14 protein-coding genes are annotated in these 15,383 nt (G+C 51.1%); 5 read left to right on the top strand and 9 right to left on the bottom strand.

What is annotated here, in order from left to right; all coding sequences use genetic code 11:
• Genes D9T21_RS05750 through glmU form a run of 4 tightly spaced genes read right to left on the bottom strand, consistent with a single transcriptional unit; the run spans position 1 to position 3,760 of the window.
• Positions 1–771: a DeoR/GlpR family DNA-binding transcription regulator gene (locus D9T21_RS05750; RefSeq protein WP_123324123.1), complete on the bottom strand. Its 771-nt coding sequence runs from the start codon at positions 769–771 to the stop codon at positions 1–3.
• Positions 772–831: 60 nt separating this feature from the next.
• Positions 832–1,371, bottom strand: a complete 540-nt coding sequence (locus D9T21_RS05745) for a DUF6942 family protein (protein ID WP_123324122.1) — start codon at positions 1,369–1,371, stop codon at positions 832–834.
• Positions 1,362–2,402, bottom strand: coding sequence for a Gfo/Idh/MocA family oxidoreductase (locus tag D9T21_RS05740; protein ID WP_123324121.1), 1,041 nt, complete (start codon positions 2,400–2,402; stop codon positions 1,362–1,364). Before D9T21_RS05740 ends, D9T21_RS05745 begins: the two co-directional genes overlap by 10 nt.
• Positions 2,402–3,760 carry a bifunctional UDP-N-acetylglucosamine diphosphorylase/glucosamine-1-phosphate N-acetyltransferase GlmU gene (glmU, locus tag D9T21_RS05735; RefSeq protein ID WP_123324120.1) on the bottom strand — a complete coding sequence of 453 codons (1,359 nt, stop codon included), beginning with the start codon at positions 3,758–3,760 and terminating at the stop codon, positions 2,402–2,404. Before glmU ends, D9T21_RS05740 begins: the two co-directional genes overlap by 1 nt.
• Before the next feature lie 200 nt (positions 3,761–3,960).
• Here glmU and D9T21_RS05730 point away from each other — a divergent pair, with 200 nt between their 5' ends.
• Positions 3,961–5,385 (top strand): sensor domain-containing diguanylate cyclase, encoded by a 1,425-nt coding sequence (locus D9T21_RS05730; protein ID WP_123324119.1) that lies wholly within the window; start codon positions 3,961–3,963, stop codon positions 5,383–5,385.
• On the opposite strand, the gene D9T21_RS05725 is transcribed toward D9T21_RS05730, so the two are convergent.
• Genes D9T21_RS05725 through D9T21_RS05715 form a run of 3 tightly spaced genes read right to left on the bottom strand, consistent with a single transcriptional unit; the run spans position 5,371 to position 8,111 of the window.
• Positions 5,371–6,267, bottom strand: coding sequence for a DMT family transporter (locus tag D9T21_RS05725; protein ID WP_123324118.1), 897 nt, complete (start codon positions 6,265–6,267; stop codon positions 5,371–5,373). The two genes, D9T21_RS05730 and D9T21_RS05725, sit on opposite strands and share 15 nt — an antisense overlap.
• Positions 6,268–6,720: a methylated-DNA--[protein]-cysteine S-methyltransferase gene (locus D9T21_RS05720; protein ID WP_123324117.1), complete on the bottom strand. Its 453-nt coding sequence runs from the start codon at positions 6,718–6,720 to the stop codon at positions 6,268–6,270.
• On the bottom strand, positions 6,720–8,111 hold the full coding sequence (locus D9T21_RS05715; RefSeq protein ID WP_123324116.1) for a DNA-3-methyladenine glycosylase 2 family protein: 1,392 nt from the start codon (positions 8,109–8,111) through the stop codon (positions 6,720–6,722). The genes D9T21_RS05720 and D9T21_RS05715 overlap by 1 nt, the downstream gene beginning before the upstream one ends.
• Positions 8,112–8,358: 247 nt before the next feature.
• On the opposite strand from D9T21_RS05715, the gene D9T21_RS05710 reads away from it, so the two are divergent.
• Positions 8,359–9,462 (top strand): serine hydrolase domain-containing protein, encoded by a 1,104-nt coding sequence (locus tag D9T21_RS05710; RefSeq protein ID WP_123324140.1) that lies wholly within the window; start codon positions 8,359–8,361, stop codon positions 9,460–9,462.
• Between the two features lie 34 nt (positions 9,463–9,496).
• Here D9T21_RS05710 and speA read toward each other — a convergent pair whose 3' ends face one another.
• Positions 9,497–11,425 (bottom strand): biosynthetic arginine decarboxylase, encoded by a 1,929-nt coding sequence (gene speA / locus D9T21_RS05705; protein ID WP_123324115.1) that lies wholly within the window; start codon positions 11,423–11,425, stop codon positions 9,497–9,499.
• Between the two features lie 283 nt (positions 11,426–11,708).
• Between speA and D9T21_RS05700 the strand changes: the two genes are divergently transcribed.
• The 3 genes from D9T21_RS05700 (at position 11,709) to glpK (ending at position 14,651) form a co-directional block, all read left to right on the top strand.
• Complete coding sequence (locus D9T21_RS05700) at positions 11,709–12,086, top strand: DUF3224 domain-containing protein (protein ID WP_123324114.1); 378 nt, start codon at positions 11,709–11,711, stop codon at positions 12,084–12,086.
• A 165-nt stretch (positions 12,087–12,251) separates the two neighbouring features.
• A complete protein-coding gene (locus D9T21_RS05695) occupies positions 12,252–12,986 on the top strand; it encodes a MauE/DoxX family redox-associated membrane protein (RefSeq protein ID WP_123324113.1) in 735 nt (244 codons plus the stop codon).
• A gap of 168 nt (positions 12,987–13,154) precedes the next feature.
• Positions 13,155–14,651 carry a glycerol kinase GlpK gene (gene glpK / locus D9T21_RS05690; protein ID WP_123324112.1) on the top strand — a complete coding sequence of 499 codons (1,497 nt, stop codon included), beginning with the start codon at positions 13,155–13,157 and terminating at the stop codon, positions 14,649–14,651.
• Between the two features lie 40 nt (positions 14,652–14,691).
• Here the strand turns inward: glpK and D9T21_RS05685 are convergent, their stop codons facing one another.
• Entirely contained in the window at positions 14,692–15,186 is a 495-nt protein-coding gene (locus tag D9T21_RS05685) for an alpha/beta hydrolase (RefSeq protein ID WP_123324111.1), read from the bottom strand.
• Between the last annotated feature and the right edge of the window lie 197 nt (positions 15,187–15,383).

Raw genomic sequence — 15,383 nt, 5'->3', positions numbered from 1 at the left:
CTATTCTCCATTGAGTGAGGCTTTCATTACCTTCACACCTTGTTGATTTAATTGTTGTTCTGCACTGAATGGTAAACCGTCATCGGTTACCAGCACTGCTACCTGTTGCCAGGCCAATTCGATATTCGGCATTTTATGCCTGAGTTTGGTTGATTCCGCTAATACCACCACGTTGCCGGCTACCCGGGCCATTTCCTGGCTCAGCAGGGTCAGTTCATTATAGGTGGTGGTGCCGCGCTCCACATCCAGTCCGGCTGCGCCCACAAAGGCCAGATCAAAACTATAGGACTGTAGCATCTTACCCGCCATGTTGCCCTGAAACGACTGCGACTGTTTATCCCAGGTACCGCCAGTCATCAGCACGGTAGGTTCATTATCAAAGGTCACTAACTGGTTGGCGACATTCAGCGAATTAGTCATTACCACCAGTTGCGAAGGCTGTTTAAGGTGCTCCACCATAGTGGCGGTGGTACTGCCGCTGTCGATAACGATTTTGTGGCTGTCATTTACCAACGAGGCAGCGAGCTGCCCAATCGCCTGTTTAAGCGATAACTGCGTATTGGTAGCAGGTTGTGGCTTGTTAAGAGGCGCCGCACCGCCATGCTGGCGGATCAGACGGCCTTGCTCGGCGAGCAGGGTCAGATCTTTACGAATAGTGACTTCAGAAGTCGAAAACTCACGGGCGAGTGTTTCCACCGGGGTTTGTCCGTGCTGAACAACCCAGTTAACAATACTTTCATGACGCGCGTGGAGGTTTCTTTTTTGTTTCATTCGAAAGTTATATATTTCATTTGAAAACAAATATAGCACTAAACTTTCAAATGTTACGAATTAATTTTTATACATAGGTAAATGTAACTGCTCGAGCAAGTCGATAAGAAACACTATCTTAGCATTCGAAAGTTGGCGGTAATCAAAGTAGGGGCACACCACAATGTTGCGTTGCTTATTTATCGCAAATTCAGGTGTTTCCCAGTACAGGGAGGAAGCCACAGTAAGGGAGTTTGCGTAGGTCTTACCGGTAATAATGTGCAACACGTCGGGCGAAAACTCTTCGGGTTCGTTGAAATACAACGCGGTGCCAGAGCCTGCTTGCAATAAGCGGCTATCACGAAAGTCCTGCCAGCGGGATGTGGTGTCTCTGAATCCCAGAGTGGATGGCAGGGCAAAGATCAGCTTGGCATAAACATTAAACACTTTTCGCCAACCGTTCCCGCAAGCCTGGCCGATATTGAATATATCCTGAGCCATCAGCGGGGATACGCCGGGCTGGGCGTGCTCAATCAGCGTATTGGGGCGATTGCCAATATACACACGAATTCGCGCGTTACTATCGCCCAGCGCGTTAATATCCGGATCGGTTAAATGCATTCCACGCTTAATGTTTGCTGTTGCTCACTGGCAAGCCTGGCCAGTTCGATCAACCGGATTACCGCCACTACGCTCTGCCCGCTTGCAGGTAACGCCTCAGCGTTGTTGGTGATTAAAGCCGTTGCCAACTGCCGGTAAAAGGTGGTGTAGCCGCCGTTGATCGTCGCCACCAATTTACTTTCATCTTCAAGGTAGAGTGTACCGTGCTGCGGCGCGGGTGCTACAGACCACTCGGGATCGTTAAAGGACATGCCGGCTTTGAGCTGGTCTTCCTGCGGATCGAGGTGGTACTTGCGGTAACTGCCTTTGGTGCCCTGCAGCGCATATCGTAGTGTAGGGCCTGCTTCGAATGGCGAACTGCCCACCTTCACGGTGATAGCAGCGTAATGCAGCGTTACCTCAAAGGCGTCGTCGGATTCACCGCCGTCTCGCAGAATGCGGATATCGGCCGATACCTGCTGCGGCATCCCGAATAACTGCACAACCTGGTCGATGAGGTGAGGGCCGAGATCCCAGAATATGCCGCTGCCCGGCCCGGCATTTTCCCGCCAGCGCTTGCGCGGCGTGGGTCTGAACCGGTCAAAACGACTTTCTAGCCGCTTTATATCGCCCACCGCCTGCTCAGCGATTAGCTGTTTAAGGGTAAGGAAATCGCCGTCGAAGCGACGATTATGAAACACGCAAAGCTGTTTATTAAGCTGAGCAGCGAGCGCTACCAGTTGCTCTGCCCGCTCACTACTGAGAGTAAAAGGTTTCTCCACCAGCACATGACACCCGGCACGCAGCACTGCTTCGGCCTGTTCGGCATGCAGATGATTAGGTGTGGTGATCACTACCAAATCAAAGTTATCGTCAGCGATTGCCTGCTCAAAACTGTTATACACGCTAACGCCCGGCAGCACTCCTTGCACCTTGGCCGGAACTGATGACACCACGCCAGCAATGCTATAGGCATCCATCGCCTGTAAAAACGGTACGTGAAAGGTTTTGGCGGCGTAGCCAAAACCCATAACCAATACTGAAAGGGCCATTATTTTTTCTTAGGACGCTGCCAGCCAGCAATGTTGCGCTGCTTGCTGCGTGCCACGGCCAGTGCGTCGTCCGGCACTTTAGCGGTAATAATAGAGCCTGCTGCCACCGTTGCCCCTGCGCCTATCTCTACCGGAGCAACCAGCGCAGAATTAGAGCCAATAAACGCATTTTCTCCAATTAGGGTCTTAGACTTATTTACACCGTCATAGTTACAGGTAATGGTACCTGCGCCAATATTACTGCCGGCGCCGATGTCGGCGTCACCCAGGTAGGTAAGGTGATTGGCTTTGGCGCCTTCGCCTAAACGGGCTTTTTTCATTTCGACGAAGTTGCCCACTTTGGCACCGCGTTCCATTACTGCGCCCGGGCGTAACCGTCCGTAAGGACCTACGGTACAGGATTCACCAACGCTGGCTTGTTCCACAATACTGTTTGCTTCGATTACGGCATTATCTGCCACTTCGCAATCAATCAGCACGCAGTTGGGGCCGATCACCACGTTATTACCCAGCGTTACTTTGCCTTTAAATACCGTATTGATGTCAATAAACACATCCTGTCCGGTAGTTAACTCACCACGCACATCCACACGCAGCGGGTCAGCCAGAGTGGCACCGTTGGTCATCAGTTCTTCTGCCTGCCATAGCTGCAGGGTTCGCTCCAGGCGGGCCAGCTGAATGCGGTTATTAACACCTTCAACCTCCAGCGGCGAGTCTGGCTGGGCAGCTTTGATCACTTTGCCTTCGTTGGCGGCCATGGCAATAACGTCGGTAAGATAATACTCGCCCTGGGCGTTGTCGTTATTCAGCTCGCTGAGCCAGCGCTTTAAGTCTTTACCGGGCATCATCATCATGCCGGTATTAATTTCGGTAATAGCACGCTGCGCCTCGGTAGCATCTTTATGTTCTACAATGGCCACAATGTTATCGTCGTTACGAATAATGCGCCCCATGCCAGTTGGGTCGTCGAGGTTTACGGTGAGAAGCGCTAAGTCGCAACTGGCTTTTACATCGATGAGTCGCTGCAGGGTATCGGCTTTAATCAGCGGCGCGTCCCCTACCAGGATCATCACGTCTTCTTCGTCGCTGATATGTTCAACCGTTTGCATTACGGCATGGCCGGTGCCTAATTGCTCGGCTTGCAGGCACCAGTTAATTTGTTGCCCGCTAACATTGGCCTGTAGCTGGTCGGCACCATGGCCATAAACCAGATGCACGGCCGTGGCCGTTAAGGATTCTGCGGTATTGATAATCCGTTGAACCATCGCCACACCGCCAACCGGGTGCAACACTTTGGGTAACGCCGACTTCATTCTGGTGCCCTTACCGGCTGCCAGAACCACTACAGAAAACGCCATAACTCATCCTTTTAACTGATATTTGGCCAATAGTGTAACCAAGCCGGCACAACAAGTCAGCGCTCATTTTCAGGCAACGGATTATTTAGGTGTGTGAGGTTATACGTCAGTGTTTGGCGACAGTAGCATGCAAAGCGTTCTGTCTGTATTATACTCAGTTTCGGGCCAAAACACCGCTTACAGGGAGAAACAGAAAGCAAGTGAATGCGTTCAGGACATTACATCGAAGTATATTACTGCTGTTTGCAGTAGTAGTGATTGCCATTGTCACTCTGGTACACTTCAGCATCTCAAAAATCGTCGCCGAGCAAAGCCGGGCTCAACAACAGTCGTTGTCGCCAGCGGTCTCGCTTATTGTGTCGCAAATATTAAAACCGCTGCATGTTTCTGAAGCCCTTGGGAAATCCCGGGAGCTGGTAGAATTAATGGAGCATGAAAATATCAACGAACCCGAGGTATTTTCTGCCCTGGACCGGCTGGAACAGGAGTTTGGGTTAACCTTCTTTATTGCCAGCGATCTGGCCCGCATGCAATACAATTCTGATGGTAGCAAGCTCGCGCTGATTGAAGGCGAGGTATCGTGGTATTTTAAATATCGTGACAGAGAAGCCGATGCAGTAGCCGATATTGGTAAATGGGAAAACCCACATTTTTATATCGATATAAAGATTTATGACGATGCCGGTAAGTTTTTAGGCTTTTTTGGCGTAGGAAAAAGCTTAAAAAGCTTCGTTTCGGTTTTCGAAACCTACAAACGCCAGTATGGCTACGACTTTTTGTTCGTGGATGGTGCTGGTGACATTATGCTGTCATCGGATCAAACGCTGGTCGCCACCTATTCTGAGTTTACCAACTTATCTGAATTACCCTGGTACGCCAGCTTGCCGGAGCCTATCCGCGCCAAAAACGCCCTTAACAATCAACTGATCACCATTGATGGTAAAGACCACCTCATTGCTGAAGTGAGCCTGCCTCAGTTTGGCTGGACGGTTTACCTGTTGAGCCCGCTGGACGCCAGACAAGCAGAAATTTCTCAGGGCTTTATTTTCAGTGTGGTTACCATACTGGTGATTATTTTTGCGCTGTTCCTGCTTATCTATAATTTGCTGTATTACTTCCGCCGCGATATGCAGCCGGAGTTGATTATTCGTAATACTCACCGCCTGCCGGATCGCAATCAGTTGGAAGAAACCTACCAGTCGCTTACAGAACAAAACGCGTCACTGAGTATCATTATGGTCGACATCGATCACTTTATGGATATCAACGACCAGTTTGGCCGCAATGCCGGTGATGACGTGCTCGACAAGGTCTCTGGTTTTATTTCCAGTCACCTGCGGGAACAGGACGTACTGGGGCGTTGGAGCAGCGAGGAGTTTATTATTCTGCTCCCCGAAATGGGGCCTCGTGAAGCGCAGGAGCTGGCGCAGACTCTGCGCCACGGCATTGCTATTCTGCCGCCGCCAAGCGACTATCCGGAAATGCACTTAACCGCCAGCTTTGGTGTGTCGTTTACTGCCTCTAAGCGTAACCTCAATGAGCTGACCGCCCACGCTGAGGATGCTTTATATCAGGCTCGCCGGGACGGCCGGAATTTGGTGCGTGTGCAGTTAATTGACGACTAACCGCTGTTTTGCCCAGTGCGCAATGCGCTGGGCAAAACCTGTAGTAAAACTTATCCCCAGCAATATCAGTAGTCCGCCACAGAAGTCCCACACACTTAACATCTCATTAAGAAAAATAACGCCCCACGCAATGCCAAATAACGGCACCAGATAACCCACCATCACCGCTTTGGCCGGGCCGGCAGCAGCTATCAGATAGAAATACAGCAAATAAGCCAGACCTGTGCCTACCAGAGCCAGCGCCAGAGCGTTCATCCACGCCAGCGACGAAGGCCAGGCCTGGGGCAGCTGCATTAATGCAAATGGAGTAATTAACAGCGACGCCCAGAACTGACTGCCCGCAGCCACCGCCACTGGTTTTACCCCCGCCAGCGATTTTTTCATCATACAAGCGCCCCAACCGTAACAACCGGCAGCACCTAACACAGCCAGTACCGGCACAATACTGAGCTGACTGCCCAGAGTTTTATCAAGGCTAATCACCACTACGCCAACAAACCCGCACATCAGGCCGACGATAGCGAGCTTACTGAGGCGTTCCCGCAACCAGATAAAGGCAAACATGGCAGCAAACATCGGCGCGGTAGCATTTAGAATAGCCAGTACCCCGCTTTGTAATTGCAGGCTGGCAAAGTTGAATAACGCAAAAGGCACCGCGGTATTTATTGCCCCTAGCAGACACATTGGCTTCCACAGTTTAACCATCTGCCGGCCACCGCCGGTGAGAAATAAAAAGGGTAGAAACACCAGGGTTGCCAGTGACGTTCTAAGGACCACCAGCGGCACTATGCCAAATTCAGGCGCTGCCACGCGCATAAAAATAAACGAGGCTCCCCAAATAGCGCCAAGGAGTAATAATGCGCCCAGTTCTCGCGGTGTCACCTAAATTGCTCCTTCTAATGCCAATAAAAACTGCTTTCTGGTTAACCCGCCCGCATAACCGGTTAATTTGCCATTGCTGCCAATCACCCGATGGCACGGCACAATTATGGTTAACGGGTTTTTGCCGTTTGCCATGCCCACTGCGCGCGAGGCCGTAGGCTTACCAATGCCATCGGCAATATCGCCGTAACTTACTGTGTGGCCATAGGGTATTGTCTGCAACTGGCGCCATACCTGCTGCTGAAACGCCGTGCCAGATGGATTTAGCGGCACGCTAAAAGTGGTCAGACGGCCTTCGAAGTAAGCTTCGAGCTGCTCGCAACATGCCTGAGTAAGGTCGGAGGGGCTTGCCTCAGCAGTCGACTCTGACACAAACCGAATGCTGGTGATGCCCTCTTCATCCGCGCTGATTGCCATAAGTCCGCAAGGGCTTTGCCAGTAACTGAGTGCCATTAGGTTTCTCCGGTGTGTTGATTGGCCAGTAGCCATAGCTGGATGGTGAGGTAACTGCGCCATGGTGCCCCCAGCGATGCCTTAATGGCAAAGCGTTGTGCCTGACGGGCAACGATAAGATCTTTTTCCAGATAGATATCCGGCTCACTGCTGCCTCGCAGTTTAATATATTGTAAGGTCCAGGGGCCAATCCCTTTGATGGCCAGAATGTCACTGTCGCTGATTTCCTGCCCCGGATTTGCTGCCACCAATGCGGCAAAATCGCGAATAGCCTGCTTTCTGGCTCCCGGCATTTTTAGCATATCCAGCGACGACGATGCCACTCGCTGGGGAGTGGGAAAAGTATGGCCATACGGCTGTTTTTCACCCAGTTCATCGCTCAAACGCTGCAACTGCGTAATTGCCGCTTTGATACTGATTTGCTGGCCTATAATTGCCCGGCAGCCGGCTTCAAATACACTCCACACACCGGGTAAACGTACGCCGGTGGTCTGCAGTTCAGGCGTTACGCCTGCATTGCTTAATGCCTGCGCAACACTATGTGGATCAGTATCCATATCCAGTACCCGGCGCAATGTGCTAAGCAACGGCTGCAAGTGTTGCGGTCGGGTAAGCTGAGCTTTTATCTGGAAGCCACCTTGTTGCTCATCAAACGTAGCGCAAACAAAACCCGGCTCATTATCAATGTTAAAGGCGCGGCTATAACTATGCTCATCCACACTCTCGATATCCGCCAGCGCTCTTAATTGCAGAAAGTCCCGGATCTGTGGCCAGTTATAGGGTAAACGTACGGGCATAAAAAGCGTCAGTTCCGATGCCATGGCCTGCCGCCCATCAGCCTTGCGTATATCACCGGCGGTTAAGGCAAAATCCTTTTTTAAGTGGCTTTGCAGGCTGCGGCTCGATTGAAACCCGCTGGCCAGTGCCACATCTTCAACAGGCATAGACGTTTGCTGCAGCAGGCGTTTTGCCAGCAATAACCGACTGTGGAGCTGAAACCGTTTGGGTGACATGCCTACCTCCCGGTTGATCAACTGCCCAAGGTAACGCTCGCTGATCCCTAACCGCTCTGCGATAGCCTGCACCGTTTGATCAAGCGCTTCACTCAATAAACGCATGGCACGCTGGGTGGTGGTACTTACGCCGCGCCAGGCAAATGATCCCGGAACGCTGTCTGGCCGACACCGCAAACAAGGGCGATAGCCTTCTTCAATAGCCTGCTGCGCATAATGATAGTAATCGACGTTTTGTTCATCTGGCAGGCGGGCAGGACAAACCGGTCGGCAGAAAATACCGGTGGTCTTCACTGCCACAAAAAACCGCCCGTCAAACCGGCGATCCCTGGATTTTCGGGCCTCAGAGTACTGTTGTTGCAGAGCAGGGTCGAGCATCGGAGTCTCGCGGTTGATTCACATATGGCCATTGTAGCCTGCTTTGCTAAACAGGTTGCGAAGAAATCGGAACTGACAGTCAGCGCTCGATTAATCAGCTGTTACTTTCAATAAGTTGATCACTGTGCGGCCACCCCGCATAATAGCGACGATTATTTGACACAACATGATTCACCCCTCACTCCGGAGTTTTTGTTTGCTTTATTTGGACTTGCTGCGTCGGTACTGTTTTATCGCGCTGTGTGTGATGCCTGGATGCATTGTTAGTAACACCACGATCGCCGCCGACCAGTGGTTTGAAGACTATGCTGCCCAGGTAAAGCGCGACGCACGCAAATACAATGTGCCCGGTTACGCCATGGTGTTTTATCAGCAGGGCAAGTCGCCGGTTATCAAAGTTTATGGCAGAACTCACAGTGGCGGGAAGCCTGTCGACGAGAATACGGTGTTCCGCCTGGCATCGGTATCGAAAACCTTTACCGCTGTGCTGATGGCCAAGCTGGTGCGTCAGAATCAACTCGACTGGACTACCCCGGTAACCGAAATGAGCCCTACGCTGGGCGCCGCAGGCACATTGAATCCGGGGATGACACTGGGCCATATTGTTGGCCAGTCCAGTGGCTTTATGCCTAACGCCTACGACAATCTTATTGAAGCAAATTACCCGTTAAAGCGGGTGCTCAACCAACTCGCCGGACTCGAACCCTTATGCCAGCCAGGCGAGTGTTACACCTATCAAAACGCGCTGTTTGGCGTGATCCAGGAATACTTTGTCAGTCGCAATACCTCTTATCAGCGCCAGTTGCAGGAACAACTACTCACGCCGCTGGGGATGGATACTGCCAGTGCCGGCAAAGGCGGCTTGCTGGCTTCCGGGCAGTGGGCCCGCCCGCATATAGCTATTGCGCGAAATCGCTGGCGCGAAGGCCAGGTGGAAAGTAATTACTACCGGTTTACGCCCGCGGCCGGTGTGAATGCCAGCATCAACGACATGACCCGCTGGCTGCAGGCGATGTTATTAGAGTTTCCCACTGTTGTGCCGGAAGATGTTGTGGCCGCAGTAACCACCCCGCGGGTACGCACCACCCGTGAAGTTTACCGCCGCGGCTGGCGTGACGATCTTAGCGATGCCCATTATGGTCTTGGCTGGCGAATTTATGATTATGCCGGCGAAGTGCTTAACTATCATGGCGGCTGGGTAAAGGGCTATCGTGCTGATGTGTCGTTTTCGCCGAAATACAAAGCCGGCTATGTGATGCTGATGAACGCTGAGTCTAATCTCATAAACACCACCACGGCGGAATTCTGGGAAGCTTATTTTGAGCAGGCAAAGCGTCGCTCGCCCAAGTAGTTTCCCGCCCACAGAATTGCGGGCGGGGCTGGTGTTATTTGCCGGTTTTTAAATAGGTATAACCGCTCAGACAGGCCTCATAAAAGTCTGTCCAACGCACACCCTCGCGGGGTTTGATATTGCCCGCCGACACCTGCTTGTCGATTAACCGTTTAACATCGTAAGCCATGGCTTTAGGGTTGTACTGCATAATGCTCAGTACATCTTCTACCGATGATCCTTTCACCACTTCTTCGATGTAGAAATCTTCCGGATCGTCGTCGTAACTAAAGATATGCACTTCGTTCAGACGACCAAACAGATTATGCATATCACCCATTACGTCCTGATAAGCGCCGGTCAGGAACAGCCCGATATAGTATGGCTCGTTAGGCTGAAGTTTATGCATGGGTAACACATCGGTGATCTCACGACCAACAGTGAACTGGTCGATTTTTCCGTCGCTGTCGCAGGTAATATCTACCAGCGAGCAGTTTACGTCCGGCCGCTCGTTCATCCGCGAGATAGGCACAACCGGCAACAGCTGGTCGATGGCCCAGGTATCAGCAGCCGACTGAAACACTGAGAAATTACACAGATACTGTGATGACAAGCTGTAATCAAGCTCCTGCAGCTCTTCGGGTACGTAGTCAGCGTGGGCGTAGTACTCCTGCAAACGCTCCATGATCTCCCAGTACAGGGTTTCGATTTTTGCCAGTTCTTCCAGAGAAAGAACGCGCAGCTTGAACGCATCCAGCGCCTGCTCCTTGTATTGAGAGGCGTCGTTATACAATTCCTGCATATTGGTCTGCTGGTCGAAGGTGCTGGCCATTTCACGCATGTTCTTTACGAAATAATGCTCACCTTCTGCTTCGCTGGTGTCGACGCCTGCGCTGTTGGAACGGATTTCGCCCATAATCTGAGTGATTACGCAGCTGTGGTGGGCGGTAATCGCCCGGCCACTTTCGCTCACCAGATTAGGATGCGGCACGCCTTCCAGATCACACACTTCTTTCATACCATAAACCACGTCGGCCACGTACTCCTGCATGGAGTAGTTCCGCGAGGACTCACTGGTTGAAGCAGTACCATCGTAGTCAATACCCAGTCCACCACCTACATCAACGTAGTCGAGCGGGAAACCCATTTTATGCATTTCGGCATAAATGCGACCGCCTTCAGAAATCGCCTCTTTTACCGAGCGGATGTCGGTAAGCTGGCTGCCAATATGAAAATGCAGTAGCTTCAGGCAGTGAGCCATTCCCTGTTCTTTGAGGTAACGGGCGGTATTGATGATTTCGGCAAAACTCAAACCAAATTTGGCACGTTCGCCACCGGAGCTTTCCCATTTGCCACGGCCCTTCACTGTCATTTTGGCGCGTACACCAATTAACGGTTCAATGCCCAGTTCTTTGGAGATTTTAACCAGTAACAGTAGCTCTGAGTATTTCTCAACGACCACAACCATGCGCCGACCGAGTTTGCGACCGAGCAACGCCAGGCGCATAAACTCTTCGTCTTTATAGCCATTAAGAATGGTTAAGGAGTCTTCATTGGTGTTAAGCGCTAACACGGTAATCAGCTCGGCCTTAGAACCGGCCTCAAGACCATAGTTGTAGTGTTCGCCCACATCAACGATCTCTTCCACCACTTCACGCATCTGGTTAACTTTTACCGGATACACACCCTGATATTCGCCGCTGTATTCAGCCTCAGCAATGGTATTGCGGAAGATAGTATTAAGATTAGCAACCTGAGAACGCAAAATATCATGAAACCGCACTACAACTGGCAGTTGCACGCCTTCCTGATGAATTTCATCAATGACCGCTTTGAAATCGATTTGAATTGATGGATCTGAAGGGTTGGGGGTAACCTTAATATTGCCGTTTTCACCAATGTGAAAATAGCCACCGCCCCAGCGGGAAACGCCGTATACGCGTTCCGCCTCTTCAACAGACCACTCCTGAGAAGTTCCATCCATCGCTAACACCTTAAATATTTTGCGTGCTGGTAAAAATGATTTGCAGCTGACATACACATGGCGCGTATTATAACGGTCTTTACAGTCAGCGCTATGACAATTTACGCATCTAAAACTGACCCGGATTACTGCTTTTTTACGTATTAAGTCAATATGATAGAAATTTGTTGGCTATTTTTTACCCACCACAGTACTATAAAGTAGTACAAATTCATGACGTTAACATATTATCTGTGAGCATTTCATGGTGCCGGGATAAGTCCACGGAAAGGAGTATGAGGGAATGCAACGCGTATTAGGAGAATTTGCCGTTGAGTTAACCCCACAGCAGGACGAGCTGGACATGGGCAGAATGCTATTCACAAAATCCTTTACCGGCGAGCTTGCCGGCACTTCCAGTGGCCAGATGCTCAGTAAACACAGCACAGTACAGGGGTCGGCAGGTTACGTAGCCATCGAATCCTTTGCAGGCGAACTACAGGGCAAAAAAGGCAGTTTCTCCCTGCAACACCTGGGCATCATGAGCCGGGGCGAGCAACAACTAACCATCGTAGTGGTACCAGACTCAGCCACAGAAGGCCTCGAAGGCTTATACGGAAATATGCAAATTCAGATAGTCGATGGTAAACACTACTACGACTTTGAGTTTGATTTTACCTGAATACACCCTGTAATAAGCCACATCACAGCTGATTCATCATGGCAGGAATAGTTCCTGCATAGATCTCCCGTAAAGTTTAAAACACCCTCTATTTTACCGTGCTGAGCTGCAGTTATTGCAGGTTGGTTGCGCTGGGTGTGAATAATTTTCATTGTGGAGGACGTTATGAGTAAAACAGCCAGGCTATATCGCATGGTGACATCACAACATATCTGCCCTTTTGGCCTGCGTTTTAAGGATTTACTGGAGCGGAAAGGGTTTGAGGTGGAGGATCATCAGTTATCTTCACGCGAAGAAACCGATGCGTTTAAACAGCAATACGATGTAGAAACCACCCCGCAAACCTTCATTGATGGCAAGCGGGTTGGCGGTTACGATGACCTGCGCGAGTATTTTGGTAAAGACGAGGCGGGCCAGACAGGTACTACCTACACGCCGGTCATTACCATTTTTTCGGTAGCAGCATTAATGACCGTCGGTTGGCAGTTTGCCATGGGCAGCAGCCTGCTGAGTTTATCGTCATTACTACTGTTTATTGCTGTCAGCATGTGTTTTCTTGCAGTGCAAAAACTGCAGGATTTATACAGCTTTACCCAATCTTTTATTACCTATGATCTGCTTGCCATGCGCTGGCTGCGCTATGGTTACTGTTACCCATTTCTGGAGGCCTACGCAGGCATCGGCATGATAGCTGGTTTGCCGGCCCTGTGGGTTGCTCCGGTGTCGCTGTTTATCGGTACCGTTGGTGCCCTATCAGTATTTAAAGCGGTATATATAGACAAGCGAGAACTCAAATGCGCCTGCGTCGGCGGCGACAGCAATGTGCCGCTGGGCTTTGTTTCGCTGTCGGAAAACCTGTTTATGATTGGCGGTGGTTTGCTGATGCTGGGCATGACCTAGAATCATAACTCGGCGGATAATTGAGGCCACCAGTGTAGGCAGCCTGACTTATCGTTAGCGGGATGTAACCCTCCTTTTTGTTTTCGGCGTACACAGCCACAGCGACTGGCTAAATCGTGCAATACCTTTACACTAAGCAAAGAAAGTTGCCTAACCTATAAGAATATTATGAACCGTCACGCTACTTCTTCTGCCTACCTGGCCATTGACCAGGGAACCACTTCTTCCAGGGCCATTTTATTTAACCACCAGTTTGAAATTCTCTACACCGCGCAGCGGGAGTTTCCACAGTATTACCCCAAAAACGGCTGGGTAGAGCAGGATCCGGAGGAACTCTGGCTGTCGGTACTGAATGTGGCCCGTGAAGCGCTGACCGTTGCCAGCGATCTCAAGCTTTCCGTTAAACATGTGGGGATCACCAACCAACGGGAAACCACTCTGGTCTGGAACAAAGAATCCGGCCTGCCTGTGTATAACGCTATCGTCTGGCAGGACCGGCGCACCAGCGGCTATTGCAGCAGCTTGTCTGTGCATGAAAACCTGGTACAACAAAAAACCGGCCTTAAACTGGACCCGTATTTTTCGGCCAGCAAGATTCGCTGGATCCTCGACAATGTGCAAAGCGCGGCTGAGCTGGCAGCAAATAACAAGCTGCTTTTCGGGACTGTTGATACGTTCTTAATCTGGCGTTTAACCAACGGTAATGTGCACGCCACCGATGTGACCAATGCCAGTCGCACCAGTTTGTTTAATATTCACAGCCAGCAATGGGATGAGGAACTCCTAGCGCTGTTTGATATTCCAGCCGGCCTGCTGCCAGAGGTTAAAGATTGCGCCGCCGACTTTGGCCGAACACAGCCAGGCTTATTGCCGTTAGTGCTAAACATCAGCGGTGTTGCCGGCGACCAGCAGGCTGCTATGGTTGGCCAGGGCTGTGTTACTCAGGGCAGCGTTAAAGCCACTTATGGCACGGGCTGCTTTGCTCTGGTCAATACCGGCAGCCAGTGTGACATCAACCAAACGGGCCTGCTTACCACCATTGCGTATCGACTCAATGGCATAACCCATTATGCGGTAGAAGGTTCCATTTTTGTTGCCGGAGCGGCCGTTCAGTGGCTGCGCGACGGGCTGGGTTTAATTGAAAAAGCCGCCGATTCCGAAGCCATTGCCGGACAGGTGGGTAACGAACACGGCCTTGTGGTAGTGCCTGCTTTTACCGGCCTTGGCGCGCCGCACTGGGACCCCGATGCTCGCGGGGCAGTCTTTGGCATTACCCGCGCCACCACAGCCAATGACATTGTGCGCGCTACGCTCGAATCGATTTGTTTTCAAACCCACGATTTAGTCACCGCCATGAGCAGCGGCGGTAATCCGCCAACTATTTTAAAGGTGGATGGCGGCATGGTGGCTAATGAATGGTTTTGCCAGTATCTGGCCGATACGCTGGATGTGCCGGTAGTAAGGCCAAAAGTGATGGAAACCACTGCACTGGGCGCGGCATTGCTGGCCGCTTTTCAGGCCACAGATATCACCGAATTAAACCAACTGGCCGAAGCGAATCCCTGCCAACGTGAATTTGAAGCCAATGCTACCGATAGCGACCGCGAGCAGCGGTTAACCCAGTGGCATAAAGCAGTTCAGGCCACTTTGCATATGGCAAAGTAGCCTGACTGAACAGCCCTGCTCAGGCTTAGCAGTGCTAAGCCTACAGGTTGTCTGCAAAGAAGCCGTCGATCTTATCGAAAGGGATTTTATCAAGCTGATCGTATAAATCGACATGCACCATGCCGTCGAGAATGACCTTATCTTTAGGCTCCGCAGCGGCGTTATACACATCATCGGTAAAGTATTTTGAGTGCGCGTTTTCACCGGCTATCAGCAAAATAGGCCGCGGTGCAATTTCGTCGATGTAAGTCAGCAGTGGCATATTCATAAACGACAACGCAGTCGTAGCTGTCCACTGGCCGTTCGAGTTGATCGAACGAGGGTGGAAACCGCGGGGCGTTTTGTAGAAATCGAAGTAATTGGCGACAAATTCTGGCTCGTCACCGTTCAGCTCACTGGGTAATCCCTGCGGTGCCAGCGTTGGCTCACCTTTAGCTGCATCTTCCCAACGTTGCTCACCCATTTGCGCTAACGCACCGGAGCGTTCTTCGGCGGTCATAGAATCAAAGTAGCCCTTGGCCATTACCCGCGACATATCATACTTGCTGGTTATAACTACGGCTTTGATACGCTTATCGGCCTGCTGCGGCCTTTATGATCCAGAACAAACATTTGTGTGATTACCTTGCCGGTGTATTGCGCCCCACTTTTTAGTGCCGTAAGGTAAAATAAACACCGCATGGTTTGTGCCGTCGTCTTATGCAATCCCAACCAGCCATGTCATAACAAAGT

The organism is Marisediminitalea oceani, from assembly GCF_003731635.1.
In the GTDB taxonomy this organism is placed as follows: domain Bacteria; phylum Pseudomonadota; class Gammaproteobacteria; order Enterobacterales; family Alteromonadaceae; genus Alteromonas; species Alteromonas oceani.
This window is presented reverse-complemented; position numbering and strand designations above follow the sequence as displayed.

Coding starts and splice junctions, on each gene's coding strand:
- D9T21_RS05750 (WP_123324123.1), bottom strand. CDS start 771: ATGAAACAAAAAAGAAACCTCCACGCGCGTCATGAAAGTATTGTTAAC.
- D9T21_RS05745 (WP_123324122.1), bottom strand. CDS start 1,371: ATGCATTTAACCGATCCGGATATTAACGCGCTGGGCGATAGTAACGCG.
- D9T21_RS05740 (WP_123324121.1), bottom strand. CDS start 2,402: ATGGCCCTTTCAGTATTGGTTATGGGTTTTGGCTACGCCGCCAAAACC.
- glmU (WP_123324120.1), bottom strand. CDS start 3,760: ATGGCGTTTTCTGTAGTGGTTCTGGCAGCCGGTAAGGGCACCAGAATG.
- D9T21_RS05720 (WP_123324117.1), bottom strand. CDS start 6,720: ATGGCACTCAGTTACTGGCAAAGCCCTTGCGGACTTATGGCAATCAGC.
- D9T21_RS05715 (WP_123324116.1), bottom strand. CDS start 8,111: ATGCTCGACCCTGCTCTGCAACAACAGTACTCTGAGGCCCGAAAATCC.
- D9T21_RS05710 (WP_123324140.1), top strand. CDS start 8,359: ATGCCTGGATGCATTGTTAGTAACACCACGATCGCCGCCGACCAGTGG.
- speA (WP_123324115.1), bottom strand. CDS start 11,425: ATGGATGGAACTTCTCAGGAGTGGTCTGTTGAAGAGGCGGAACGCGTA.
- D9T21_RS05700 (WP_123324114.1), top strand. CDS start 11,709: ATGCAACGCGTATTAGGAGAATTTGCCGTTGAGTTAACCCCACAGCAG.
- D9T21_RS05695 (WP_123324113.1), top strand. CDS start 12,252: ATGAGTAAAACAGCCAGGCTATATCGCATGGTGACATCACAACATATC.
- glpK (WP_123324112.1), top strand. CDS start 13,155: ATGAACCGTCACGCTACTTCTTCTGCCTACCTGGCCATTGACCAGGGA.
- D9T21_RS05685 (WP_123324111.1), bottom strand. CDS start 15,186: ATGTCGCGGGTAATGGCCAAGGGCTACTTTGATTCTATGACCGCCGAA.